This window comes from Massilia timonae CCUG 45783, assembly GCF_000315425.1.
Classification (GTDB): domain Bacteria; phylum Pseudomonadota; class Gammaproteobacteria; order Burkholderiales; family Burkholderiaceae_D; genus Telluria; species Telluria timonae.
This window is the reverse complement of record NZ_JH992922.1, coordinates 1,060,252-1,084,124: the sequence shown is the minus strand read 5'-3', so window position 1 is coordinate 1,084,124 and position 23,873 is coordinate 1,060,252. Positions and strand designations below refer to the sequence as shown.

The 23,873-nt window shown below is 64.8% G+C and carries 23 protein-coding genes; 13 read left to right on the top strand and 10 right to left on the bottom strand.

The annotated features are described in order from the left end of the window. Positions 1-80 precede the first annotated feature (80 nt). Complete coding sequence (locus HMPREF9710_RS04645) at positions 81-2,435, top strand: Tex family protein (RefSeq protein ID WP_005664353.1); 2,355 nt, start codon at positions 81-83, stop codon at positions 2,433-2,435. A gap of 4 nt (positions 2,436-2,439) precedes the next feature. Further along, positions 2,440-2,886, top strand: coding sequence for a GNAT family N-acetyltransferase (locus HMPREF9710_RS04640; protein WP_005664352.1), 447 nt, complete (start codon positions 2,440-2,442; stop codon positions 2,884-2,886). 9 nt (positions 2,887-2,895) lie between these two features. On the opposite strand, the gene HMPREF9710_RS04635 is transcribed toward HMPREF9710_RS04640, so the two are convergent. Next, complete coding sequence (locus HMPREF9710_RS04635) at positions 2,896-3,180, bottom strand: hypothetical protein (RefSeq protein WP_005664350.1); 285 nt, start codon at positions 3,178-3,180, stop codon at positions 2,896-2,898. 62 nt (positions 3,181-3,242) lie between these two features. Next, positions 3,243-3,554, bottom strand: a complete 312-nt coding sequence (locus tag HMPREF9710_RS04630) for a hypothetical protein (protein WP_005664348.1) — start codon at positions 3,552-3,554, stop codon at positions 3,243-3,245. A gap of 170 nt (positions 3,555-3,724) precedes the next feature. On the opposite strand from HMPREF9710_RS04630, the gene grxD reads away from it, so the two are divergent. Both grxD and HMPREF9710_RS04620 read left to right on the top strand, forming a co-directional pair. Further along, entirely contained in the window at positions 3,725-4,039 is a 315-nt protein-coding gene (gene grxD / locus HMPREF9710_RS04625) for a Grx4 family monothiol glutaredoxin (RefSeq protein WP_005664345.1), read from the top strand. Between the two features lie 4 nt (positions 4,040-4,043). Next, positions 4,044-4,637, top strand: a complete 594-nt coding sequence (locus HMPREF9710_RS04620; protein ID WP_005664343.1) for a UbiX family flavin prenyltransferase — start codon at positions 4,044-4,046, stop codon at positions 4,635-4,637. A gap of 31 nt (positions 4,638-4,668) precedes the next feature. Here HMPREF9710_RS04620 and HMPREF9710_RS28200 read toward each other — a convergent pair whose 3' ends face one another. From HMPREF9710_RS28200 to HMPREF9710_RS04610, 3 genes are all read right to left on the bottom strand, one after another. Then, positions 4,669-4,839 (bottom strand): hypothetical protein, encoded by a 171-nt coding sequence (locus HMPREF9710_RS28200; RefSeq protein WP_005664342.1) that lies wholly within the window; start codon positions 4,837-4,839, stop codon positions 4,669-4,671. Between the two features lie 127 nt (positions 4,840-4,966). Then, positions 4,967-5,386 (bottom strand): hypothetical protein, encoded by a 420-nt coding sequence (locus HMPREF9710_RS04615; RefSeq protein ID WP_040775023.1) that lies wholly within the window; start codon positions 5,384-5,386, stop codon positions 4,967-4,969. A 278-nt stretch (positions 5,387-5,664) separates the two neighbouring features. After that, positions 5,665-6,717 (bottom strand): MBL fold metallo-hydrolase, encoded by a 1,053-nt coding sequence (locus HMPREF9710_RS04610; RefSeq protein ID WP_005664338.1) that lies wholly within the window; start codon positions 6,715-6,717, stop codon positions 5,665-5,667. A 136-nt stretch (positions 6,718-6,853) separates the two neighbouring features. Between HMPREF9710_RS04610 and HMPREF9710_RS04605 the strand changes: the two genes are divergently transcribed. Continuing rightward, a complete protein-coding gene (locus tag HMPREF9710_RS04605; protein ID WP_005664336.1) occupies positions 6,854-7,258 on the top strand; it encodes a MerR family transcriptional regulator in 405 nt (134 codons plus the stop codon). A 171-nt stretch (positions 7,259-7,429) separates the two neighbouring features. On the opposite strand, the gene HMPREF9710_RS04600 is transcribed toward HMPREF9710_RS04605, so the two are convergent. Continuing rightward, on the bottom strand, positions 7,430-7,639 hold the full coding sequence (locus HMPREF9710_RS04600; RefSeq protein ID WP_005664334.1) for a hypothetical protein: 210 nt from the start codon (positions 7,637-7,639) through the stop codon (positions 7,430-7,432). A 613-nt stretch (positions 7,640-8,252) separates the two neighbouring features. Between HMPREF9710_RS04600 and HMPREF9710_RS04595 the strand changes: the two genes are divergently transcribed. From HMPREF9710_RS04595 to HMPREF9710_RS04575, 5 genes are all read left to right on the top strand, one after another. Then, positions 8,253-9,437, top strand: coding sequence for an isovaleryl-CoA dehydrogenase (locus tag HMPREF9710_RS04595; protein WP_005664332.1), 1,185 nt, complete (start codon positions 8,253-8,255; stop codon positions 9,435-9,437). 22 nt (positions 9,438-9,459) lie between these two features. Continuing rightward, positions 9,460-10,659 carry an acetyl-CoA C-acyltransferase gene (locus tag HMPREF9710_RS04590; RefSeq protein WP_005664330.1) on the top strand — a complete coding sequence of 400 codons (1,200 nt, stop codon included), beginning with the start codon at positions 9,460-9,462 and terminating at the stop codon, positions 10,657-10,659. 74 nt (positions 10,660-10,733) lie between these two features. After that, the gene (locus HMPREF9710_RS04585; RefSeq protein WP_005664328.1) at positions 10,734-11,402 is read left to right on the top strand and encodes an SDR family oxidoreductase; all 669 of its coding nucleotides are present in this window, start codon (positions 10,734-10,736) and stop codon (positions 11,400-11,402) included. 35 nt (positions 11,403-11,437) lie between these two features. Then, the gene (locus HMPREF9710_RS04580) at positions 11,438-12,577 is read left to right on the top strand and encodes an acyl-CoA dehydrogenase family protein (protein ID WP_005664326.1); all 1,140 of its coding nucleotides are present in this window, start codon (positions 11,438-11,440) and stop codon (positions 12,575-12,577) included. Next, positions 12,574-13,125 carry a GNAT family N-acetyltransferase gene (locus tag HMPREF9710_RS04575; protein WP_005664324.1) on the top strand — a complete coding sequence of 184 codons (552 nt, stop codon included), beginning with the start codon at positions 12,574-12,576 and terminating at the stop codon, positions 13,123-13,125. The genes HMPREF9710_RS04580 and HMPREF9710_RS04575 overlap by 4 nt, the downstream gene beginning before the upstream one ends. Here HMPREF9710_RS04575 and HMPREF9710_RS04570 read toward each other — a convergent pair. From HMPREF9710_RS04570 to HMPREF9710_RS04560, 3 genes are all read right to left on the bottom strand, one after another. Continuing rightward, on the bottom strand, positions 13,118-14,170 hold the full coding sequence (locus HMPREF9710_RS04570) for a S66 peptidase family protein (RefSeq protein WP_005664322.1): 1,053 nt from the start codon (positions 14,168-14,170) through the stop codon (positions 13,118-13,120). The two genes, HMPREF9710_RS04575 and HMPREF9710_RS04570, sit on opposite strands and share 8 nt — an antisense overlap. A gap of 83 nt (positions 14,171-14,253) precedes the next feature. Next, positions 14,254-17,109 carry a TonB-dependent receptor domain-containing protein gene (locus HMPREF9710_RS04565; RefSeq protein WP_005664320.1) on the bottom strand — a complete coding sequence of 952 codons (2,856 nt, stop codon included), beginning with the start codon at positions 17,107-17,109 and terminating at the stop codon, positions 14,254-14,256. A 219-nt stretch (positions 17,110-17,328) separates the two neighbouring features. Beyond that, a complete protein-coding gene (locus HMPREF9710_RS04560; RefSeq protein WP_005664318.1) occupies positions 17,329-19,074 on the bottom strand; it encodes an ABC transporter substrate-binding protein in 1,746 nt (581 codons plus the stop codon). A 163-nt stretch (positions 19,075-19,237) separates the two neighbouring features. On the opposite strand from HMPREF9710_RS04560, the gene HMPREF9710_RS04555 reads away from it, so the two are divergent. The 3 genes from HMPREF9710_RS04555 (at position 19,238) to HMPREF9710_RS04545 (ending at position 23,261) form a co-directional block, all read left to right on the top strand. Further along, entirely contained in the window at positions 19,238-20,476 is a 1,239-nt protein-coding gene (locus HMPREF9710_RS04555) for a spore maturation protein (protein WP_005664317.1), read from the top strand. 10 nt (positions 20,477-20,486) lie between these two features. Then, a complete protein-coding gene (dacB, locus tag HMPREF9710_RS04550; RefSeq protein WP_005664315.1) occupies positions 20,487-21,947 on the top strand; it encodes a D-alanyl-D-alanine carboxypeptidase/D-alanyl-D-alanine endopeptidase in 1,461 nt (486 codons plus the stop codon). 177 nt (positions 21,948-22,124) lie between these two features. After that, complete coding sequence (locus HMPREF9710_RS04545) at positions 22,125-23,261, top strand: GGDEF domain-containing protein (RefSeq protein ID WP_005664313.1); 1,137 nt, start codon at positions 22,125-22,127, stop codon at positions 23,259-23,261. Here the strand turns inward: HMPREF9710_RS04545 and HMPREF9710_RS04540 are convergent, their stop codons facing one another. Continuing rightward, positions 23,262-23,873, bottom strand: a complete 612-nt coding sequence (locus HMPREF9710_RS04540; protein WP_005664311.1) for a M15 family metallopeptidase — start codon at positions 23,871-23,873, stop codon at positions 23,262-23,264. It abuts the gene before it with no gap.

Here is a 23,873-nt window from a genome sequence, read left to right as displayed (position 1 = left end):
TCCGCGACACGCTGTCAAGACTGGCGCATCGTCGATGAGCGCGTATCATTGGCCGCTTGATCTTCGATACAACGATTCACATGCTGCCCTCCATCGAACAACGCCTCGCCCAAGAACTCGCCGCCCGCCCGGCCCAGGTGGCCGCCGCCATCGCCTTGCTCGACGAAGGCGCCACCGTGCCCTTCATCGCCCGCTATCGCAAGGAAGCCACGGGCGGTCTCGACGACACCCAGCTGCGCCTGCTCGAAGAACGCCTGCGTTACCTGCGCGAGCTCGAAGACCGGCGCGCCACCATCGTCGCGTCGATCACGGAACAGAACAAGATGACGCCCGAGCTGATGCAGGCGATCGCCATGGCGGAAGACAAGACCCGCCTCGAAGACCTGTACCTGCCCTACAAGCAGAAGCGCCGCACCAAGGCCCAGATCGCGATCGAGGCCGGCCTGGCGCCGCTGGCGGATAGCCTGCTGGCCGATCCGACCCTGAACCCGGAAGAAGTGGCAAACGGCTACCTGCGCGAGGCATTCACCAATGCCGATGGCGGCGCCAACCCCGGCGTGGCGGACACCAAGGCGGCCCTGGACGGCGCGCGCCAGATCCTGATGGAGCGTTTTGCGGAAGACGCAGAACTGCTGCAATCGCTGCGCGAGTACGTGCAGGAGCACGGCGTGGTCGAATCGAAGGTCGTCGCCGGCAAGGAAGACGAGGGCGAAAAGTTCGCCGACTACTTCGACTACAACGAGCCCCTGGGCGCCGTGCCGTCGCACCGTGCGCTGGCCCTGCTGCGCGGCCGCCGCGAGGGCGTGCTGGACGTGAGCCTGCGCCTGGATTCGGAACCCGAGAAGCCGAAGTGGGATGCGCCGCTGAACCCGTGCGAGGGCCGCATCGCGGCGCGCTTCGGCATCAAGGCGCAAGGCCGCCCGGCCGACAAGTGGCTGCAGGACACCGCGCGCTGGACCTGGCGCGTGAAAAGCTTCATGCACCTGGACACCGAGTTGATGGGCGCCCTGCGCGACAAGGCCGAACTGGACGCGATCGGCGTCTTCGCGCGCAACCTGAAAGCGCTGCTGCTGGCGGCGCCGGCCGGACAGCGCGCCACCATGGGCCTCGATCCGGGCCTGCGCACCGGCGTCAAGGTGGCCGTGGTCGACGCCACCGGCAAGGTGGTCGACACCGCCACCGTCTATCCGCACCAGCCGCGCAACGACTGGCATGGCGCGCTGCACACGCTGGGCCAGCTGGCGGCCAAGCACAAGGTGTCGCTGATCTCGATCGGCAACGGCACCGGCTCGCGCGAGACCGACAAGCTGGCGCAAGACCTGATCAAACAGAATCAGGAACTCAAGCTGACCAAGATCGTGGTCTCGGAAGCGGGCGCCTCGGTGTATTCGGCGTCCGAATTCGCGTCGCGCGAACTGCCCGACATGGACGTCTCGCTGCGCGGCGCGGTCTCGATCGCGCGCCGCCTGCAGGATCCGCTGGCCGAACTGGTCAAGATCGATCCGAAGTCGATCGGCGTCGGCCAGTACCAGCACGACGTCTCGCAGACCCAGCTCGCGCGCTCGCTCGACGCGGTGGTCGAGGATTGCGTGAACGCGGTGGGCGTGGACGTGAACACCGCCTCGGCGCCGCTGCTGGCGCGGGTCTCGGGCCTGTCGAATACCGTGGCCCAGGGCATCGTGGCCTACCGCGACGCCAACGGCGCGTTCGCCTCGCGCGCCGCGCTCAAGAAGGTGCCGCGCCTGGGCGACAAGACCTTCGAGCAGGCGGCCGGCTTCTTGCGCATCGTGAACGGCGCCAATCCGCTGGACGCGTCGGCGGTGCACCCGGAATCGTATCCGGTGGTCGAGAAGATCCTGGCCGACGTCAAGCGCGACGTCAAATCGCTGATCGGCGACGGCCCCTTGCTGAAAGCCCTGTCTCCGTCGAAGTACGCGGACGAGAAATTCGGCGTGCCGACCGTGAGCGACATCCTGAAGGAGCTGGAAAAGCCGGGCCGCGACCCGCGTCCGGAATTCATCACCGCCACCTTCAAGGAAGGCGTGGAAGAGATCTCGGACCTGCGTCCGGACATGATCCTGGAAGGCGTGGTGACCAACGTCGCCGCCTTCGGCGCTTTCGTGGACATCGGCGTGCACCAGGACGGGCTGGTGCACATCTCGGCGCTGTCGAACACCTTCGTGAAGGATCCGCACACGGTGGTCAAGGCCGGCCAGGTGGTCAAGGTCAAGGTGCTGGAAGTCGACCCCAAGCGCAAGCGCATCGCGCTGACCATGCGCCTGGCGGACAGCGCGCCGCAGGCGGGTTCGCGGCCGGAGCAGCGCGGCGACCGTACCGACGCCAAGCGCGTGGCCCAGCATCAGCGCCAGGAACGGTCGGCGCCGCCGTCCAACAATGCGATGGCGGACGCCTTCGCCAAGCTGCGCGGAAAATAAGCGGATGCCGCGGCTGGCCAGCGTCGATCCGGACAGCCCCGATGCAAGGCAGCTGATCGCCGAGCTCGACGCGGCGCTGGCCGCCATCACGGGCGACAGCGGCGCCTCGTCGTTCGATCCGCAGGATTGCCGTGGGGCCGGCGCGGTCTTCGTGATCGCCTATGACGCGCAAGGCGTCGCGGTCGGCTGCGGCGCGCTGCGATCGCTCGAAGGCGAGGTGGGTGAAATCAAGCGGATGTATGCGCGTGCCGGCAGCGGCGCCGGCGCGCCCATTCTGGCCGAGCTGGAACGGCATGCCGCTGCCTGCGGCTACCGCCGGTTATCGCTGTCGACGCGGCGCGTGAACGTGCGCGCGGTCGACTTCTATGAACGGCACGGTTACGTGGAAGTGCCGCCTTATGGCCGCTACGTCGGCCGCGCCGTGTCGATCTGCCTGGGCAGGCGGCTGTGAGCGCTCATCTCAGGCGTGCTTCATGAACATGCCGATCAGGTAGACCGTCAGGCAGCCGAAACCGATCAGGAGCATGCGCGCCTGCGGGATGGCCGGCAGGCCGGTCTTCTTGATGTGCACGGCGTCGCGCACCAGCAGCACGGCATACACCAGGGCCGCCACGCCGGACAGGATGTCGCCCACGCTGGAGCGTGTGACGCCGCTATAAATGTTCAGCAGGCCGGGAATGCCCAGCAGGGCGGCGATCACGAAGTTCATGTTCGGCGATGGTACGCGCGGGCGGGGTTGCTGCATCGTTACTCCAATAATCTGAATGACAAACCGGGCGATCATACCGCAATGCCGGCCGCATACCGTCACATCCCGGGCAGTCTCAGGGTCGCGCCCTGCGTCATGATCTTCACCAGGAAGCTGCCGACGAAGGCGCCGAAGCAGATGTAGCCGATCAGGGTGACGCGCGGCGACGCCAGCAGCGCCGTGCGGCCGGCCCGGCGCTGCAATGCGCACCAGGCCAGGTACAGCGCCATCATCAGCGGCCCGAGCGCGAAGAAGATGCCGGCGAACCAGCCACGCGAGAGGGCGCTGGCGATATCGAACAAGGCAGGCAGCCCCAGCACGGCCGCGAACACCCACATGGCCACTGGAGGCAAGGTAGCAAACGTCTTCATCGTGTTTCTAGGTAATCTTTAACTGGTCGATGATACCGCAGACCACCGACGGTCGACGGCGATATGAACTTGGCCCCCACCTGCGTGGGGGCGACTTGGCCAACTTTGTCGGCCAAGTCGTTATAGAATGTCGCCATCTACTTATTCCTTTTCTTCAAAGGCAAAATCAAATGAGCGACGTGCAAACCTGGATCAAAGAAACCGTGACCTCCACCCCGGTCGTGCTGTTCATGAAGGGCACCGCCCAGTTCCCGCAGTGCGGCTTCTCGGGCCGCGCCATCCAGATCCTGAAAGCCTGCGGTGTTGACAACGTTGCCACCGTCAATGTGCTGGACGACGCCGAAGTTCGCCAGGGCATCAAGGACTATTCGAACTGGCCGACCATTCCCCAGCTGTACGTGAAGGGCGAGTTCATCGGCGGCACCGACATCATGAACGAGATGTACGAATCCGGCGAACTGCAGACCTTGCTGAAGAACGGCTGAGCGCATGGCCGAACGTCCGCGCCGGATTATCATCGCCATCACCGGCGCGACCGGCGCGACCTACGGCGTGCAGCTGCTGCGGCGGCTGCACGGCGCCCCGGGCGTCGAGACCCACCTGGTCGTTTCCGACGCCGCCTCCCTCACCCTGCACCAGGAACTCGGCCTGCAGCGGCGCGACGCCGAAGCGCTGGCCCACGTCGTCCACCGCAACCGCGACGTCGGCGCCTCGATCGCCAGCGGCTCGTACCAAGCGGACGGCATGGTGATCGCCCCCTGTTCGATGAAAACGCTGGCAGCGGTCGCGCATGGTTTTTCTGACAACCTTGTGACACGCGCGGCCGACGTGATCCTCAAGGAACGCCGGCGCCTGGTCCTGATGGTGCGCGAAACGCCCTTCAACCTGGCCCACTTGCGCAATATGACGGCCGTGACCGAAATGGGCGGCATCGTCTTCCCTCCCCTGCCCAGCTTCTATCATCGGCCGGCGACGATCGCGGACATGGTCGAGCACACGGTGGACCGTGTCGTGGATTTATTAGGGATAGAGAATGCCCAGGCCGCCCGCTGGGGCGGCATGAAGGGCGAACAAGACGCCTGAACGCGCGCCAGCGTCCTGCCGGCGCACGCGTTCAGCGTTTGTCGTCGTACTTGTCTTGGGACTTCTTCAACTCGCGCGCCTCTTCAAGCATTCGGCGCCGGGCATTGCGTTCTCGCATGACCTCGGCATGACGCGCTGCCGTCATGGGGGGCGCCGTCATCAAATCCTTGAGCTGGGCGGTATTGGCGTAGTTGTTTCGCATGCGTCAGCTGCTCCTGGGTAGACCTGGGGCGGTGGCGGACATGCTGCCACCTGAACAGATTATGACCCAGCTGCGGCCGTTTGTGCGGCCCGGCATGACGAAAAGTGCAAGCCCCTGCGGGGCAGGCTTACTTTGCTTCCGCTTTCTGGTGGTTCATGCGCACCAGCATGCGGATGAACTCGCGCGCCAGCTGGCGGTGGTGTTCATCCAGGCGCTGCAGGTCGGCGATCAGTTTGACGTCGGCCGATTCGAAGCGAGCGCCACCACCGTTGGCGGCGTCAAGGCTGGCGGCCTGCTCGGCGCCGCCGAAGCGCAGCCAGTCGGCCGGCACGCCCAGCCACTGGGCGATCATGCGCAGCTTTTCCTGGGTGGGAATGGCTTCGCCTACCAGCCATTTACGGGCCGCGTGAACCGTGATCGGACGGCCTTCGAAGCGGATATTAAATTCTCGGGCAAGGCGGGTCGGACTGTCGGGCGAGTAGTGTGCGTTCTTCAGGGCCTGCTGCAGTCGCTCACTGAAGCTCTCCCGTTCATTCGTTGAATTCATCGTGATACTGGGTTGTTGAGACTGGACGGGCGGCTTCTCCATCCCTTGCGGATGAGAAGCCATGGGGTCCAAATCATACAACTAAAATGTAACAATGATGTGGTTTTTTAAGAGTTTTTACGCTCAGTGCAACTAATACCCAACAGCAATACAGCCAAGTAGGATTTCCACAAAATTTTCTATTATTCGAAATGAATAAGTCTACGCACCATTACTTAGACAGGATGACTGGAATGCACGTACCAAAAAAATTGTATCCAATGGTTACAATTTAAATGTTAGATTTGTTGAAATCTCACTACGCCGTCGTGACCAATCATGCGGCGTAGGCGACCGTCGCGCCACAGCTTGTGCAGGTGGGCCAGCGCCTCGCCCAGCGCAAAGCTGAGCTGGTGCGCGTCGAGCGGCCTCCGGAACATGATCGGCACGATGTCGGTCGCCGAGCGTGGCGCGGCGCAGGCCGCGATCACCTCGGCCAGGCGCGCCGTGTGGTGCTCGCGCAGCTGGGCGATGCGGGTATGCAGGCCGCGGAAGGGCTTGCCGTGCGACGGCAGCACCAGCACGTCCTCGGGCAGGTCGGCGAATTTCGACAGTGAGTCGAGATAGAGCTGGAGCGGATTGCCCTCGGGCTCGACCGCGAATACCGAGACATTGGTCGAGATCCGCGGCAACACCATATCGCCCGAGACCAGCACGTTCAGCGCCGCGCAGTAGAGCGAAGCATGTTCCGGCGAGTGGCCGAAGCCGGTGATCACGCGCCACGCCTGGCCGCCGATCGTGACGACCTGCCCATCCTGCAGCCGGGTATAGGCTTGCGGCACCGACGGCACCAGCGAAGGATAGTAATTGCGGCGGCTGCGCATCTGGTCCAGCATCGCCGCATCGACCAGGCCGTGGCGTTCGAAATGGGGAATGGCCGACGGCCCATCCACGCCCGGCAGCGCCGCCGCCATCATGCGCATGAAGCCGAACTCGCCGGTGGTGGTCCAGAACGGCGCCCCAAAACGCGTGCACAGCCAGCCGGACAGGCCGACGTGGTCGGGATGACAATGCGTCGCGATCAGGCGCAGCAGCGGCCGGCCATCCAGCCCCCCGGCCAATACCTGTTCCCAGGCGGCGCGGGTGGCGTCGGTGCTGGCGCCGGTATCGACCAGGCTCCAGCCGCGCCGCTCCTCGAGTTCGTCTTCCAGCAGCCACACATTGACATGGTCCAGCGCAAACGGCAACGGCATGCGCGCCCAGCGCAGGCCCGGCATGACCTCGTGCACGGCGCCGGGAACAGGGATGGTGTCGCCAAATGGATAATCCAGCTGGGCTTCGAGGGCATTCATGGCATTCTTTTCATTTTCCGGGTCGGTGGACCGCGCTACAATGTGGCGAAACCGACAGTTAACGTAAACGGCAATCACGGTATCATTTTTCGATTCTAAGCGATTCCGCCAGCGTTTCCCAATTGCCTTAAATCTCATGCCCACTACCTATACCATTGCCGAACTGGCGCGCGAATTCGACATCACCGCAAGGGCGATCCGTTTTTATGAAGACCAGGGCCTGCTCAGCCCCAAGCGCGAAGGCGTGGGCGGACGCAACCGCGTGTACACCCCGCGCGACCGCACCCGCCTGAAACTGACCCTGCGCGGCAAGCGCCTCGGCCTGACGCTGTCCGAAATTAAGAGCATCGTCGACATGTATGAGTCGCCAAGGGACACCGTGGCACAGATCAACCGCTTCCTGGGCGTGCTGGCCCAGCAGCGTCTGACCCTGGAACAGCAGCGCGCTGACATCGAGATGGCGCTGGAAGAGATTTCGGCCCACGAGGAAGAATGCCGTCGCCTGCTGAGCGAGGACGAGGCGGCGCGCGACACGGCGTGACATTCGCCTGGTCCGCGGCAAGGCCTGCAGTGATTCAGCCGATCAAAAGTGGTTGATCAACTCAACTGTCGCAGCACGAAGACATTCAATCCGCAATGGCGATCGACGCCGTGCGGATTGCATGCATGCTGTTCAGGGTTCCGGTTCCAGGAGTCGGAACGATCTCGTGAACTAGATATTGAAGCATCCCCCCGCCCATCCTGAATTAGCCTTGCGGAATTCGGCGAGCGCCGTCCGGCATTGACCCAATGTCGCGTATTTCCCGATACTCTTGAGATTCTGATTATTGCTCTGCCAAACCTTCAATTCGTAATGCGCCGTATTGGCGAACGCAAAGGTGGCACTCGTTGACAGCAATAGGATAAGCAATAGCGTTTTCATGGTTTGTCTCCAGCTATGATTGGCAGCCATCAGAACTTTGTACGCGACAGAATTTCCTCGACCTCCTTCCCGTTATTCCCCCCTGTTCGGCGCCCAGACCGCGGCGCGACCCGGACCATGTCTGCTCCCCTGTCGAGCGCATTGTTCTGGATTGGCTGGGAGCATCACTAAGGCTTTGCGAGCGCTGAACGGGCAATAAGATCCAGCAAAGAAAACAACCACATATTGCCATAAAAAAATCTTTATTTTTCATCCGTGGCGATATGACGTAGTGCGTTGTTTGAGGATAACAACAAAGGCGACTCGATGGCCACCTTATGGTGTAAATACCACATTTAACATTTATCAATCTGCCCCATTCCTTTTCTGCCTTTTAAGAATCGTAGAATCGCCGTTTTCTACCCTGTTCAATAACCAGACATTTATTCTTGGTGAATGCATTTATTGTCATTCTCATCAGCGTGACGTCCGTGCTGGTGCGGCGGGCTTGTCGCCGGTTGAAGAGGCTGTCGTAGACCACTTCACTTTACGTTTACGTTAACGTAACAGGCGAGTATGATATTCCTTCACTGGCTGCCCACTCTGCCCAACCACCGTTCACCGTGAGGACGACATGCTGCATCTCCCAGGCTTGACCTTTGACCATGGCGAAGACATCGCCGCGCTGCGCGAAGCAGTCCAACAATTCGCGGCGAGCGAAATCGCCCCGCGCGCGGCGGAGATCGACCGCAGCGACCAGTTCCCGATGGACTTGTGGAAGAAGATGGGCGAACTGGGCCTGCTGGGCATCACCGTCGGCGAGGAATACGGCGGCGCCAATATGGGTTACCTGGCGCACATCGTGGCCATGGAAGAAATCTCGCGCGCCTCGGCCTCGGTCGGCCTGTCCTACGGCGCCCATTCGAACCTGTGCGTCAACCAGATCAAGCGCAACGGCACCGAGGAACAAAAACGTCGCTATCTGCCGCAACTGATCTCGGGCGAGCACGTCGGCGCGCTGGCGATGTCCGAGCCGAATGCCGGTTCCGACGTGGTCAGCATGAAGCTGCGCGCCGACCTCAAGGGCGATCGTTACGTCCTGAACGGCAACAAGATGTGGATCACCAACGGTCCGGATGCCGACACCCTGGTGGTGTACGCCAAGACCGACCTCGAGGCGGGCCCGCGCGGCATGACCGCCTTCCTGATCGAAAAAGGCTTCAAGGGCTTCTCGATCGCGCAGAAACTGGACAAGCTGGGCATGCGCGGCTCGCACACCGGCGAACTGGTGTTCCAGGATTGCGAAGTACCTGTGGAAAACGTGCTGGGCGGCGTCGGCAAGGGCGTCAACGTCCTGATGTCGGGGCTGGACTTCGAACGCACCGTGCTGTCCGGCGGCCCGCTGGGCATCATGTCGGCCTGCATGGACGCCGTGGTGCCGTACATCCACGAGCGCAAGCAGTTCGGCCAGGCGATCGGTGAGTTCCAGCTGATGCAGGGCAAGATCGCCGACATGTATTCGACCATGATGGCTTGCCGCGCCTATGTGTATGCCGTGGGCCAGGCCTGCGACCGCGCAACGATGCCGGAACAAGTGCGCGCCCTGCGCAAGGACGCCGCCGGCGCCATCCTGTACAGCGCCGAAAAGGCCACCTGGATGGCGGGCGAAGCGATCCAGACCCTGGGCGGCAATGGCTACATCAACGAATACCCGGTCGGCCGCCTGTGGCGCGACGCCAAGCTGTACGAGATCGGCGCCGGCACCAGCGAAATCCGTCGCATGCTGATCGGCCGCGAGCTGTTCGGCGAAACCATGTAACCCTTCATTGGAGACAGATACCATGAACGATCCAGTCGTCATCGTCGGCGCAGCGCGCACCCCGATGGGCGCCTTCCAGGGCGATTTTTCTTCCAAGACCGCGAGCGACCTCGGCGCGGTGGCGATCAAGGCCGCGGTCGAGCGCGCCGGCGTCGCCCCTGACGCGGTCGAGCACGTCTACTTCGGCAACTGCCTGATGGCCGGCCAGGGCCAGGCCCCGGCGCGCCAGGCGCTGATCAAGGCCGGGCTGCCGCTGTCGACCGGCGCCGTCACGCTGTCCAAGATGTGCGGCTCGGCGATGCAGGCCGCCATCTTCGCCCACGACCAGCTGGTGGCCGGCAGCGCCGACATCGTGGTCGCCGGCGGCATGGAGTCGATGACCAATGCGCCCTACCTGATCCCGAAGGCGCGCGGCGGCTACCGCATCGGCCACGCGCCGATGTTCGACCACATGATGCTCGACGGCCTGGAAGACGCCTACTCGCGCAACGAGAAGACCGGCGAAGGCCGCTCGATGGGCACCTTCGCCGAAGAGTGCGTGGCGACGTACCAGTTCACGCGCGAGGAGCAGGACGCGTTCGCGATCGCCTCGGTCAAGCGTGCGCAGGCCGCCAGCCTCGAGGGCGGCTTCGACTGGGAAATCGCCCCGGTCAGCGTCACCAGCCGCGCCGGCGACACCGTGATCGACAAGGACGAAGGCCCGCTCAAGGCCAAGGTCGACAAGATCCCGTCGCTCAAGCCTGCGTTCAAGAAGGACGGCACCGTGACCGCCGCCTCGTCGTCGTCGATCAACGACGGCGCCGCCGCGCTGGTGATGATGCGCGAATCGAAGGCCAAGGAACTGGGACTGACGCCGATCGCGCGCGTGCTGGGCCACGCCACCCACGCGCAAGAGCCGAACCTGTTCACCACCGCCCCGATCGGCGCGATGCGCAAGCTGTTCAAGAAGACCGGCTGGACGGCCGGCGACGTCGACCTGTTCGAGATCAACGAAGCCTTCGCCGCGGTGCCGATGGCCGCCATGCGCGACCTCGACATCCCGCACGGCAAGGTCAACGTCCACGGCGGCGCCTGCGCGCTGGGCCACCCGATCGGCGCCTCCGGCGCGCGCATCATCGTCACCCTGCTCGGCGCGCTCAAGCGCAGCGGCGGCAAGCGCGGCGTGGCCTCGCTGTGCATCGGCGGCGGCGAGGCCACCGCGATGGCGATCGAGCTGGTGTAATCCGTCGACCAGCGCGGCAATGATGAACGAACCATGCGAACATTGAGGATTCAACCGTTCACAGGGAGTTCATCATGCCAACCGCACTGATCATCGGCGCCTCGCGCGGCATCGGCCACGAGATGGTCCGCCAGTACCGGCTCGAGGGCTGGCGCGTCATCGCCACCGCGCGCAAGCAGGAAGACTGCGATGAACTGGTCCACCTCGGCGCCGAGGCCCACCAGCTCGACGTCACGGTGGCCGATTCGATCGCGGCGCTGGCCTGGCGCCTCGACGATGAACAAGTCGACGCCGCCTGGCTGGTGGCCGGTGTCTACGGCCCGACCCACGGCAGCTTCCCGACCGGTCCCGAATTCGACGCCGTCATGCACACCAACGTGCTGGCCGCGATGCGCCTGATCCCCATCATCGGCCCGCTGCTGGCCGACACGCGCGGCAAGCTGGCGGTCGTCTCCTCGCGCATGGGATCGATCGGAGAGCGCACGGGCACCGAAGGCACGCTGTACCGCGCCAGCAAGGCGGCGCTCAACTCCGTGCTGAGGGACGCGTCGATCACCTATGGCGCGCAAGGCGTCACCTGTGTCGCCTTCCATCCGGGCTGGGTTCAGACCGATATGGGCGGCTCGGGCGCCAGCCTGACGCCGGAGCACAGCGTGCGCGACCTGCGCGCTACCCTGGCGAAGGTGGACGCCAGCGCCAACGGCAGCTTCCTGAACCACGACGGCGCCGCCATCGCCTGGTAGGCAATCACTACACATAAAAAGACACACGAGACACCATGATCCTGAGCGAAGAACACCAGATGATCCGCGACGCCCTGCGCAGCTTTGCGCAGGAGCGCCTGGCCCCCAACGCCGCGCGCTGGGACCGCGAACACCATTTCCCGAAAGAGGAACTGAAGGAACTGGCGGCCCTGGGCGCCTTCGGCGTGGCGGTGCCGGAGCAGTATGGCGGCGCGGGCCTGGACTACGTGTCGCTGGCGCTGGTGCTCGAAGAGATCGCGGCCGGCGACGGCGGCACCTCGACCATCATCTCGGTCAACAACTGCCCCGTGTGCAGCATCGCCATGATGTATGCGAACGAAGAGCAAAAAGCACGCTGGCTGCGCCCTCTCGCCCAGGGAGAGCTGCTGGGCGCCTTCGCCCTCACCGAACCGCACACCGGCAGCGATGCGGCGGCGCTGCGCACCACAGCAGTACGTGACAAAGGCGGTGACGGCGACAGCTACGTCATCAACGGCGCCAAGCAGTTCATCACCAGCGGCAAGCATGGCGACGTGGCCATCGTCATGGCCGTCACCGACAAGGCGGCCGGCAAGAAGGGCATCAGCGCTTTCTGGGTGCCGACCGCTACGTCCGGCTACATCGTGGCCGGCATCGAGCAGAAGATGGGCCAGCATTCGTCGGACACGGCGCAGATCGTGTTCGACAACTGCCGCATCCCGGCGGCCAACCTGATCGGCGAGGAGGGCATGGGCTACAAGATCGCCCTGTCCGGGCTGGAGGGCGGCCGCATCGGCATCGCCTCGCAATCGGTCGGCATGGCGCGCGCGGCCTACGAGGCGGCGCTCGGCTATGCGAAGGAGCGCGAGAGTTTCGGCAAGCCGATCTTCGAGCACCAGGCGGTGCAGTTCCGCCTGGCCGAGATGGCGATGAAGATCGAAGCCGCGCGCCAGCTGATCCTGCACGCCGCCGCGATGAAGGATGCGGGCCTGCCCTGCCTGAAGGAGGCGGCGATGGCCAAGCTGTTCGCGTCAGAGATGGCCGAGAACGTCGTGTCGAGCGCGATGCAGGTGTTCGGCGGCTATGGCTACGTGGCCGACTTCCCGGTCGAGCGCATCTACCGCGACGTGCGCGTGTGCCAGATCTATGAAGGCACCAGCGATATCCAGAAGATCCTGATCGCGCGCGCGCTGTGAGCCTTCCTTTACTGCGGATCGTGCCGCTCGAGCCCGAGCGGCTGGCGCAGCTGTTCCAGTATCTCGACGACCAGCTGCAGGAAAATGGCCGCGGCGGCATGCCGCTGTTCCAGCCGCTGTCGCGCCTCCAGTCGCGCGTGCCGCCCGAGAAGGCGGCGGCCTTCGCGGCCAGCTTCTCGGTGCCGTTCGGCCAGCCGGGCTGGCGCCATATGTGGATCGCGCTCGACACGCTGGGTGCGATCGCGGGCCATGTCGACCTGCGCGCGCGGTCCGATCCAGCTTCCAGCCACCGCGCGCTGCTGGGCATGGGCGTGCACCGCGACTACCGGCGCTTTGGACTGGGCCGGCAACTGGTCGAGACGGCGCTGGCCTGGGCTGCCGCCACGCCGCCGCTCGAATGGGTCGACCTCGACGTGCTGTCGGTAAACCTCGCCGCGCGCCGGCTGTACGAACGCGCCGGCTTCGTCGTCACGGGCGAGGTGCCCGACCTGTACCGCATCGATGGCGAATCGCACGGCTCGGTCATGATGAGCCGGCGCGTCAGGTAACGGCAGGCTCCAGCAGCGTGATCGTCTGCGCCTTGGTATCGATCCGCGCCTGGATCCCCATCGGCAGGGTGAACTGGTTGCGGATATGCCCGATCGAATAGCCCGACACCGCCGGAATCGTCAGCGGATGCAGGTGCAGGCCCAGGGTCCGCTCCAGCGTCAATGAAATGTCTTCGTGCTCCGGCCCGCAGTTCTCGCAAATGCCGACCACCAGCGCCGCCGCGTTGTTGAAGCCGCCCGCCAGGTCGAGCTGGGTCATCCAGCGGTCGATCCGGTACGGCGCTTCGTTCACCTCTTCCAGGAACAGGATGCTGTCCTTGATGTCGGCCGCATACGGCGTGCCGGCCAGCGCCGCCACCAGCGACAGGTTGCCGCCCATGAGCGGACCGGTGGCCACGCCGTGGGTGAAGGTGTGGACGCCGAAATGCGGCTCGCTCGCGGCGCGCTGCGCGTTCTCGTGCGACATGGGGATCGTGTAGCTGGCCTGCGGCTCGGTCAGCACCGCCATCATGTGCTCGCTCGAATATGGCGTCATCGTCGACGAGGCCACCGGACCGTGGAAGGTCACCAGGCCGGTCTGTTTGAGGATCGCGAGATGCAGTGCCGTGATGTCGGAATAGCCGATCAGGACCTTCGGATTGCGGCGAATGAGCTCGTAGTCGAGGCTTGAGACCAGCGAGATGCAGCCCGAGCCGCCGCGGATCGGCCAGATCGCCTTCACTTCCGGGTCGAGGAACATCGCATGCAGATCGGCCAGGCGCTGCTGGACCGAGCCGGCATAGTTGCCGAACACTTCGCGCAGATAGGCGCCCGTCTTGACCTTGAAACCCAGCGCTTCGATATTGCGCACCGCCTTCTCGATGGCGCGGTCGTTGGTATAGCCGCCGGGCGCGATCAGGCCGACGGTGTCGCCGCGCTTCAGGCGCGGTGGTTTGATGAGTTTTTTCATGGGGCGTGAGGGGTGCTGGCGCGCTGCGGCAAGGCCGGGCAAGGCAAGGGACAAGGCGGCGGCGATGGCGCCGAAGCTGCGGCGGCTGATCTTCATGCGTGAGGCAGGACTCCAGATGAAAAAAGGCCCGCGCCGGGAGGCCGAAAACCTCCATGGCGCGGGCCCTCAGTGTAGGCCAATCAGAAGAACTTGTAGTTGGCCATCAGGGTGAACGAACGGCCCCGTGGATCGGCGACGCGCGGTTCCCAGCTGCTGCCGGCGCCGGTGTTGCTGTCGTAGGTGATCGCGAACGGCGGATCTTCGTCCAGCAGGTTCTTGACGCCCGCGGTCAGGGTCAGGTTCTGGAAGCCCGTATAGTTCACCGACAGGTTGAAGATCGAATAGTCGTCGACCTTGCTGCTGTAGTTCGACGGCACGATGCGACCGCTGGCCACGCCCGGCAGCACCTGGTCGTCATAGCCCGAACGGTAGATGTTCTGCAGCATGCCGCTCCAGTTGCCCTGCTTGTAGGTGACGTAGGCGCTGTGCTTCCACTTCAGGCCCAGGTCGCCGGTGAACAGGAAGCGGCCTACTTCGCTTTCGCCGAACTCCGAGTTCTTCGTGGCGCGCGACTTCTTCTCGAGCAGGCGCGAGCCGTCCAGGCCCACGGTCCACACGGCGCCGGTGCTGAACTTGCCGTTCAGGCGGGCGCCGACTTCGACGCCGCGCGTGATGCGCTCGCCGGCATTGAGCCAGCGCTGGTCGATGATGGCCAGCTGGCCGGTGGCCGGGTCACGGATGAACTGGTCCTGGAACAGATTGTAGTTCTCGACCATGGTCGCCACATTGAACGAATCGATCGTGTCGTACTTGCGGATCTCCCACAGGTCGGCATTGGCCGAGAAGTAGCTGGTCGGCTCGAACACCACGCCCAGGCTGCCCTGCTTCGCCGTTTCCGGTCCCAGCATCGGCTGGCCGCCGGTGATGGTGACCGGGTTGACGGCCTCGCAGCCGGCGATCGTGCTGTCGACGCGGCCGATCGGGCAGGTGGCCGGGTCGGCCAGGTCCTTGCCTGCATACGGCGACTCGGTCACGCCGTTGAACAGCTGGTTGAACGACGGCGCGCGGAAGCTTTCGTTGTACGAGCCGCGGAACATCAGTTGCGGGATCGGCTGGTAACGGAACGACACCTTCGGATTGGTGGTGGCGCCGAAACCCGTGTAGTCGTCGCGGCGGATGGCGAAGGTCAGTTCCAGCGCCTGGGTCACCGGCACCAGCACCTCGGCGTAGATCGCCTTGATGTCGCGCTTGACCTGGTCCAGCGCGTTGACGTCGTCGAACGGCGCGTTCAGGATCGCCGGACGCGCGTCGGCGGCGCGGCGGTCGCCATTGAACTTGTATTCCTCGCGGCGCAGGTCGGTGCCCAGCGCGGCCATGACGGGGCCGGCCGGCAGGTTGAACAGTTCGCCCGAAATCGCGGCATCGAACTGCGTCATGGTCACTTTGCCGCCATACATCACCACGCCGGCGGCCGAGGTGGCGCGGATCGCGTCGATCGCTTCCTGGCTCTGGCTCTGGCCCGGCAGCAGGAACGGGTTCACGATGCCCGAACCCAGCACGTCGGCCAGCGCCCGGGTGTAGTTGTAGCCGGTGCCCAGCGTCGAATCCGATTCGCTGAAGGCGCGCGACAGGCCCACGCGGTAGTCGTAGCGCTTGCCGAACAGGCTCAATGGTCCGTCGGCGCCCAGCAGCAGGCGGCCGGCCTTGGTCTCGGTCTCGATCTCGCGGTTGCCGCACTCCATGCAGCGCCAGCGGTAGGCGATCGGCAGGCCGTAGTTGGCCGAGATGCTCGGGAAGACCTTGACCAGCGCGTTGTACACGTCGTCGTAGGCGGCGCCGGTGCTTGGGTAGAACGAGGTCGGACCGAAGGTCGAGGCGGAAGGAGAAATCTGATTCGGCGAGAAGCGCTTGGCTACTTCGACGCGCGAGGCCACGCCTTCGGCATAGAACTCGTGCTCGCCCATGCGGAAGGTGGCGCGCGCCAGCGCATTCGAATTCTTGACCGGCTGCTGCAGCACGGCGGCGCGGCCGGTATCCCAGGCGCAGCCATAGGCGGCGCCCGGCGAATCCCAGAGCTTCTCGTCGTAGGCGCCCATGCCGTCGATGCTGTCGCAGCCAGGGCCGCCCGGCAGGTCGAGCAGGCTGATGCCGTTGTAGGCCACGGTGCCGCCGCCCGGGATGGTCGGACCGGTGCCGGTGCGCGACAGCAGGGTCGGCGCCAGGGTGGTGGCGAAGATGTTGCCGCTCGGCGTGCCGCGGGTATCGACCGACACGCCGCGGTTCGGCTGGAAGGTATTCACGAAATCACGCTGGTCGCCGCGCAGCGCCTTGTTCTCGCTGTGCGCGGCCGTCACCAGCACGTTCCAGCCCTGGGTGTCGAGGTCGCCCCAGCCGCCGGTGATGGTGGCGCGGCCGATTTCGCCGCCGCTCTCTTCGGCGATGTCGGTGAAGGCCTGGGCTTCCAGGCCCTTGTAGTTCTTGCGCAGGATGAAGTTGATCACGCCGCCGATCGCGTCGGTGCCATACACGGCCGAGGCGCCGTCCTTCAGCACTTCGACGCGCTCGACCGCCGCCATCGGGATCGAGTTCAGGTCGACCGCCGAGCCCTTCATGCCGTGGGTCGCGACGCGGCGGCCGTTGAGCAGCACCAGGGTCGAATCGGAACCCTGGCCGCGCAGGTTGGCGCTCGAGGCGCCGTTGTTGCCGCGCTGGGCGCCGGACGTCACGTCGGCGTTCGACGCCAGGTTGTCGGAACCGTTGCCGTTGACGTTCAGGGTCGCGATCAGCTGCTCGGCCGTCACGATGCCCTGGTCCTCGAGCTGTTTGCGCGAAATGATTTCAACCGGCAGCGCACCTTCCTTGGCGATGCGCTTGATGCTCGAGCCGGTGATTTCCACCCGCTGCATCGACGCTTCCGCCTGTGCCTGCGCTTGTGCCACGATCGGGGCGGCAGCGCCCATCAAGGCCATCCACTGTGCCAGCTCTTTTAATTTCACCGTGTTTCTCCTAACGTTTCCCTTGGCGGTCTTGGGCCAGTCTGGTGCACCGCAGGGGTGCGGCGCCTGGCCTGCTCTCTTCGTAATGGCTAGTTCGCTCTTAGCATTACGTTATGTTGTGAATTCAGAGTACGCCCACAAAAATCTCAGGTGCCAATGAATTATCCGGAGGGCAGTATAACCAGCAGGAATATTTTATTTAGGAAAAACTAACGGAATCTATCGCTTAGCTCTGGCGGAGCGTGCTCTTTGCGCAACATCGACATCGAGGTAACGCCAGGTCGTGAATTCGACCGGATGCCGTTTGTAGTTTTTCAACCACGGATGACGCAGGTCGCCGGACAGCACATGGGTCAACGGCACCCATGGGTTATAGGCGTGGATGAGCTGATTCATCTCGAAATACAGCTGGTTGCGCTGCGCACCATCGCCGAGCAGACGCGCTCTTTCGTAGCGCACGTTGTACTCGGGCAGGTTGAAACGCGCGTAGTTGGCGCGGCCCGCATTGGGTCCGTACAGCAGCTGGTAAAAATTGTCGCCGTCGGGGAAGTCGGCAATCCAGTTACTTTCGAACATCTGCACCGTGCCCAGGCGCGACGCCTTGATGATCTCGGTCTTCTTGTCCGACTTGAACACCACGCGCAGGCCGATCGCGTTCAGGCATTTTCTCCACAACTCGTCGCGCAGGCGGCCGCCGACGGTGGCTTCGCTGTGCATCGTGAGCGTCAGCGGCTTGCCACCAGGCGCGCGCCGGAAACCATCGGCATCGCGCCCGTCGTAGCCATGGCGGTCCAGCAGCGCGTTGGCCAGCGCCGGGTTGTAGGGCACCGGGCTGCGGTAATCCGGATCGTAGCCGAGCACGTTCGGCGGCAGCGGCGATTCGGCCTTGATCGCGAATCCCTTCTTGAGCAGCGCGATGTCTTCCGCGCTGTTATACGACATCGAGATCGCGCGCCGCAGCGCTACCCTGTCCTTTCCGTAGCCGCCGACCACCGGGTCGTTCATGTTCATCCACATGTAATAGGTCTGCAGCACCGGGAAGCGCGACAGCACGATGCCGCGCGCCGCCAGCTCGGGTTTGAGTTCGCCATCGCGCACCACCATCTCGGTCATCGATTCGGGAATCTGTTCCAGGTAGTCGTATTCGCCATTCAGGAAGCCCAGCATGCGGCCCTGGAATTCCTCGGCGATCTTCACGTCGATCCGGTCCACCCGCGGCAGGCGTTTTCCGTTCAGGGCGGCGGCAATCGCCCGGTCTTCCGGGTCGTCTCCCGGCGTGGCATGGAACACGGCCGTCGAATAGGGATTCGCCAGCAGGACGATGCGGTCGCTGCGCTTCCATTCCTTGACCATGAAGGGGCCGGTGCCGACCGGATGGTTGCCGGCCTGGCCCGGATAGGCCTCGATCACCTCGCGCGCCACCACGCCGGTGGCCGGGGTGGCGAGATAGAACAGGAAGTTGTTGTCGGGCGCGGCCAGGCGGATGCGCAGGGTGTAGCGGTCGACCGCCTCCACCTGCTTGCCTTCGAGCATATACGACCAGGGCGACCTGAGCGACGGGTCGCGCAGGCGCTCGAGGCTGTAGACATAGTCGGCGGCGGTGACTTCGCGCTTCACGCCCTTGAAGGCCGGGTCGGGCGTGAAATGGATGCCGGGGCGGATGCGGAAGGTATACGTCAGGCCGTCGGCGCTCACCTGGGGCATCGCAGTTACCGTGTTCGGCCGCAGCTTGGCCGGCCGCGCCAGGTAGTCGTAGCGCAGCAGCGGATCGAACAGGTTTTCCAGCAGCGACAGGGTGGCGTTGTCGGACGCCATCGCCGGGTCGAGCCCCGTTTCGCTGGTGGACAGGAACATGCGCAGCACTTTTTGCTCCGACTGCGCCGGCGGCTGCGCCTGGGCTCCGGCCGCCTGCGCACCAAGGCAGGACAGGGTGAATACAAGGGCGGCGGCGTAGCGGAATGTCATGACGGCGGGGCGTGTTGGGCGTTGCGTATCATAGGCCGGCGCCCTGCCCGAGGCAACGCTCATAACTTTTGCACATGGTGCGGCTGCATTCTTTCATCCACGCGGCTTGCCCTCAGCCCCTGTCCACTGCACAATCGTGCGATACCCAGCAGCGACCTACTTCATGGCACTCAATTACATCTGGACTGGCTTCTTCCTCGTCGGCTTCATCGCAGCGCTATTCCAATGGCTGTTCCTCGGCGATACCGAGATTTTCAAGCGCATCATCGACGGCACCTTCGACTCGGCCAAGATGGCCGTGATGGACATCGCCCTGCCGCTCGCCGGCGTGATGACCTTCTGGCTGGGCATCATGAACGTCGGCGAAAAGGCCGGCGCCATCAACCTGTTCGCGCGCGTGATCGCGCCCTTCTTTTCGCGCATCTTCCCCGGCGTGCCGCGGGACCATCCGGCCAATGGCCACATGGTGATGAACTTCTCGGCCAATATGCTGGGGCTGGACAACGCCGCCACGCCCTTCGGCCTGAAGGCGATGGAAAGCCTGCAGTCGATCAACCCGAAGAAGGACGAGGCCAGCGACGCCCAGCTGATGTTCCTGGTGATCCAGACCTCCGGCCTGACCATCATCCCGCTGGCCGTCATGGCCCAGCGCGCGGTGCTCGGCGCCGCCAATCCGGCCGACATCTTCATCCCGACCCTGATCGCCACCTATACCGCCACCATCTTCAGCATCATCGCGGTGGGCATCCGCCAGCGCATCAATATGTTCGACCCGGTGGTCTTTGCCTGGATCGGCGGCACCGCCGCGCTGATCGCGTCGATGGTGTTCAGTTTTACCTACTTCCTCGATAAATCGCAGATCCAGCTGGTGTCGACCGTGGTCGCCAACCTGGTGCTGTTCTCGGTGATCGCCGCCTTCATGACCGGGGCCCTGATGAAAAAGGTGAACGTGTTCGAGGCCTTCATCGAAGGCGCCAAGGGCGGAGTCGAGACCGCGATCAAGATCATCCCCTACCTGGTCGGCATGATCGTCGCGATCAGCGTGGTGCGCAACTCCGGCATCCTGGGCCTGATCGTGAACGGCTTCGCCTGGGTGTTCGCCTCGCTCGGCCTGCAGACCGACTTCGTCGGCGCGCTGCCGACCGCGCTCATGAAGTCGCTGTCGGGCAGCGGCGCGCGCGCCATGATGATCGATGCGATCAATACCTACGGCGTCGATTCCTTCGTCGGCCGCCTGGCCAGCATCCTGCAGGGCGCCTCGGACACCACTTTCTACATCATCGCCCTGTATTTCGGCTCGGTCGGCATCCGCAAGACCCGCTATGCGGTCAGCTATGGCCTGCTGGCCGACCTGATCGGCATCGTCGCCGCCATCTTCGTCGCCTATCTCTTCTTCGGTTAAAAGGAACAGCATGCTCCAACGCTCCGTCTTCGCTCTTGCCGCGCTCTTCACGAGCATCTCGTTCGCCCACGCCCAGCTGCCGCAACCGGTGGCCCAGGCGCTGCAGCAGAACGGCATCGGGCAGGACGAGATCGGGGTGCTGGTGCTGCGCGGCGACGCCACCGTGCTGGAACACCGGGCCGGCCTGCCGATGCAGCCGGCATCGACCATGAAGCTGGTGACGACCCTGGTCGGCCTGGAACGCCTGGGCCCCGCCTTCCGCGGCCGCACCGAGCTGCGCACCACTGGCCAGGTCGAGGACGGCGTGCTGCGCGGGAGCCTGTACATGAAGGGCGGCGCCGATGCCGACTTATCCGGCGAACACATCGCCGACATGCTGCGCGCGCTGCGCTACGAGGGCATCGAACGCATCGAGGGCGACCTGGTGCTCGACCGCGCCCTGTTCCAGCCGGACCGTCCGGATGTCGGCCTGCCGCCGTTCGACGAGTCGCCCGAAGCGTATTACAACGTGATCCCCGACGCCCTGCTGGTCAACAAGAACATGCTGCAGCTCGACATGCGCTCCACCGCGTCAACCCTGCGGCTGCGCATGCATCCGCAACTGGAGCGGGTCTCGGTGGCCTCCGAGATGACCCTGGTCGACGCCGACTGCGCCCAATGGGAGGCCGGCTGGAAGCTGCCCGAGGCGCAGCGCCAGCCCGATGGCCGCATCAAGGTGGTCTTGCGCGGCACCTTTCCGAAGAACTGCAACCGCAGCTACGGCGTCAACGTGCTCGATCGCGACGATTACGTGAGCCGCCTGGTGCGCCAGGCCTGGAGCGATCAAGGAGGCGTGCTGAGCGGCCGCACCATCACCGGCGCGACGCCGCTTGACGCCCGTCTGCTCGCCGCCCACGTGTCGCGGCTGCTGCCGGAACTGGTGCGCGACACCAACAAGCCTTCCGACAACGCGCTGGCGCGCACCCTGTTCCTGAGCCTGGGCAGCCTGCAGGCCGATCCGGTGGCGGGCAGCCTGGCGCTGCCGCTGGCCGGGGAATCGACCTTCGCCCGCGCCGACGCCGCCGTGCGCGCCTGGCTGCGCGAAAAGCAGATCGACGACACCGGCTTCGTGATCGACAACGGCTCCGGCCTGTCGCGCATCGAGCGCATCAGCGCGCAGCAGATGGCGCGCCTGTTGCAGGCCGGGCTGCGCAGCCCCTGGGCGCCGGAATTCCAGTCCAGCATCCCGATCGGCGCGGTCGACGGCACCATGCGCCGCCGCCTGCAGGACAGCCCCGCCGCCGGCCGCGCGCGCCTCAAGACAGGCTCGCTGCGCAACGTCACCGCCCTGGCCGGCTACGTGCCGGACGCGAACGGCATTCCTTGCGTGTTCGTGGCGATGATCAACAGCGAGCAAAGCGGCAATGGCCGCGGACGCATCGTGCTCGACACGCTGGTGGACTGGGTGGCGCGCTCGGGCGCCGCGCCCTGAACCGTGAATGCACAGGTAAACAATGCTGTCGAAACAAGGTCACTATCGAATTACTATAATTCGTTAGTTTTCGATAGCAAAAGCTGACACAATAGCGGCCTGGTGTGTGTCCCGCGCTCCGGTTCCGCCTCCGCAGGACGCGTTGCCGACTTTCAAGTTTGGCTGTCCTGATCATCCATGAAATTCCATCCCCTGACCGGAGAATTCGCGCGCGCCGCGGACGAGACCGAATTCCTGAACAGTCAGCTTCCCCGTACGCGCTCGCTGCTCGGCTTCACGCTGCTGTTCTGCGTCGTGTTTTTCCAGTTCTTCTTCCTGACCGATATCGCGGCGCTGGGCCTGGACACCGCGCTCAGGGAAACCCTGCCGGCGCGCCTGGGCGTGGCCGTCAATGGCGGCATCTGCGCCTGGCTGGCCTATCGCCGTCCGCTGTCCATACGCGGCACCCGGCTGGCCGCGTCGAGCGCCGAAATCCTGTCGCTGGGCTGCTTCATGGTGGTTGCGCTGGCCCGTCCGAACGAGGTGCACTGGCATGCGCTGTCGATGGTGGTGATCCAGGTCGTGATCTACCTGTACATCCCGAACCGGCTGGCCTACGCCACCGCGATCGCGAGCGGCGGCGTCATCGTCTTCCTGGCGCTGGTGCACACCCTGCTGCCGCCGCGGCCGGTCGCCGACCTGCTCACGATGGGCATGCTGCTGGCGATGATCAACACCTTCGGCATCCTGGCGGCGCGCCGCTTCAACCGGGTGGCGCGCGAGGAATTCCGGCTGCAGACGCAATTGAAGCGCCTGGCCGAGCGCGACCAGCTCACCGGCTGCTACAACCGCCACTACCTGAACGACCATCTGCTGGGCGCCGAGCTGGCGCGGGCGCGGCGCTTCGGCCATCCGGTCTCGGTGGTGCTGTGCGATATCGATCACTTCAAGCACATCAACGACACCTTCGGCCACCACCAGGGCGACCACGTGATCCAGAACTTCGCCACCCTGCTGCAGCGGATGACGCGCCAGGGCGTCGATGCGGTGGTGCGCTACGGCGGCGAGGAATTCCTGCTGATCCTGCCCGAGACCGGGCCGGCGGGGGCGACCGTCCTGGCCGACCGCCTGCGCGATGCCTTCGCCGCCAGCACCTTCACGGTCGACGGCGAACCGGTGCCGACCAGCGCCAGCTTCGGCGTGGCCGCCTTCGATTTCGCCAGCGCCAACCTGCGCGTCACCCTGCCCGACCTGATCGTGGCGGCCGACAAGCAGCTGTATGCGGCCAAGCGCAACGGCCGCAACCGGGTCGAATCGGTCGAGCTGGCCGCGTAACTACAGCACCCGGCGGAAGGTGGCGCGCACCAGGTCGCGGTCGCCGCAATCGAAGTGCCACCACTCGGTCTTGATGCCCAGGAAGCCGGCCTGCAGCATCGCTTCACGCAGCAGGCGCCGGTTGGCCAGCTGATGCTCGGTCAGTTGTCCGGCCAGCAAAAAGCCTTCTTCCAGCGCCGGATGCGACAGCTCCGTCATGTCGTCGAAGCCGGTGCCCATGTCCAGTTCGACGCCGTCGGCATCGAGCAAGGTGATGTCGAGCGCCATGCCGTAGGAGTGGATCGAGCCGCGCGCCGGATCGGCCAGATACAGGCGCAGGTCGGTGCCCTCGAGCGCATCCCACAACTGCTGCTGCACGCGCTGAGGACGCAGGGCGTCCAGCACCAGCGGCTTCAAGCCGGGCGCATGCACGGCCAGCCAGGCCACCGCGCGCTCGAGCGCCGCCGCCGCCTCGACGTGCAGCCAGGCGCAGTCGTAGGGCGAATACAGGTCGCGTCCGACGAAGTTGTTGGCCGTGGCGTAGCGCAGGTCGACGTCGATGCCGGCGATGCTGTCCAGGTGGCGAAATTCGGGGCTGCCGGCGATGTCCTCGCTGGCGAGGGTAAGCGTCAT

What these genes read in the sequence shown, in the direction of transcription:
- HMPREF9710_RS04590 (WP_005664330.1), top strand. Translation starts at nt 9,460, where the DNA reads ATGAACGATCCAGTCGTCATCGTCGGCGCAGCGCGCACCCCGATGGGC.
- HMPREF9710_RS04600 (WP_005664334.1), bottom strand. Translation starts at nt 7,639, where the DNA reads ATGAAAACGCTATTGCTTATCCTATTGCTGTCAACGAGTGCCACCTTT.
- HMPREF9710_RS28200 (WP_005664342.1), bottom strand. Translation starts at nt 4,839, where the DNA reads ATGCGAAACAACTACGCCAATACCGCCCAGCTCAAGGATTTGATGACG.
- HMPREF9710_RS04645 (WP_005664353.1), top strand. Translation starts at nt 81, where the DNA reads ATGCTGCCCTCCATCGAACAACGCCTCGCCCAAGAACTCGCCGCCCGC.
- HMPREF9710_RS04580 (WP_005664326.1), top strand. Translation starts at nt 11,438, where the DNA reads ATGATCCTGAGCGAAGAACACCAGATGATCCGCGACGCCCTGCGCAGC.
- HMPREF9710_RS04585 (WP_005664328.1), top strand. Translation starts at nt 10,734, where the DNA reads ATGCCAACCGCACTGATCATCGGCGCCTCGCGCGGCATCGGCCACGAG.
- grxD (WP_005664345.1), top strand. Translation starts at nt 3,725, where the DNA reads ATGAGCGACGTGCAAACCTGGATCAAAGAAACCGTGACCTCCACCCCG.
- HMPREF9710_RS04610 (WP_005664338.1), bottom strand. Translation starts at nt 6,717, where the DNA reads ATGAATGCCCTCGAAGCCCAGCTGGATTATCCATTTGGCGACACCATC.
- HMPREF9710_RS04640 (WP_005664352.1), top strand. Translation starts at nt 2,440, where the DNA reads ATGCCGCGGCTGGCCAGCGTCGATCCGGACAGCCCCGATGCAAGGCAG.
- HMPREF9710_RS04555 (WP_005664317.1), top strand. Translation starts at nt 19,238, where the DNA reads ATGGCACTCAATTACATCTGGACTGGCTTCTTCCTCGTCGGCTTCATC.
- HMPREF9710_RS04630 (WP_005664348.1), bottom strand. Translation starts at nt 3,554, where the DNA reads ATGAAGACGTTTGCTACCTTGCCTCCAGTGGCCATGTGGGTGTTCGCG.
- dacB (WP_005664315.1), top strand. Translation starts at nt 20,487, where the DNA reads ATGCTCCAACGCTCCGTCTTCGCTCTTGCCGCGCTCTTCACGAGCATC.
- HMPREF9710_RS04605 (WP_005664336.1), top strand. Translation starts at nt 6,854, where the DNA reads ATGCCCACTACCTATACCATTGCCGAACTGGCGCGCGAATTCGACATC.
- HMPREF9710_RS04635 (WP_005664350.1), bottom strand. Translation starts at nt 3,180, where the DNA reads ATGCAGCAACCCCGCCCGCGCGTACCATCGCCGAACATGAACTTCGTG.
- HMPREF9710_RS04545 (WP_005664313.1), top strand. Translation starts at nt 22,125, where the DNA reads ATGAAATTCCATCCCCTGACCGGAGAATTCGCGCGCGCCGCGGACGAG.
- HMPREF9710_RS04570 (WP_005664322.1), bottom strand. Translation starts at nt 14,170, where the DNA reads ATGAAGATCAGCCGCCGCAGCTTCGGCGCCATCGCCGCCGCCTTGTCC.
- HMPREF9710_RS04615 (WP_040775023.1), bottom strand. Translation starts at nt 5,386, where the DNA reads ATGAATTCAACGAATGAACGGGAGAGCTTCAGTGAGCGACTGCAGCAG.
- HMPREF9710_RS04560 (WP_005664318.1), bottom strand. Translation starts at nt 19,074, where the DNA reads ATGACATTCCGCTACGCCGCCGCCCTTGTATTCACCCTGTCCTGCCTT.
- HMPREF9710_RS04595 (WP_005664332.1), top strand. Translation starts at nt 8,253, where the DNA reads ATGCTGCATCTCCCAGGCTTGACCTTTGACCATGGCGAAGACATCGCC.
- HMPREF9710_RS04620 (WP_005664343.1), top strand. Translation starts at nt 4,044, where the DNA reads ATGGCCGAACGTCCGCGCCGGATTATCATCGCCATCACCGGCGCGACC.
- HMPREF9710_RS04540 (WP_005664311.1), bottom strand. Translation starts at nt 23,873, where the DNA reads ATGACGCTTACCCTCGCCAGCGAGGACATCGCCGGCAGCCCCGAATTT.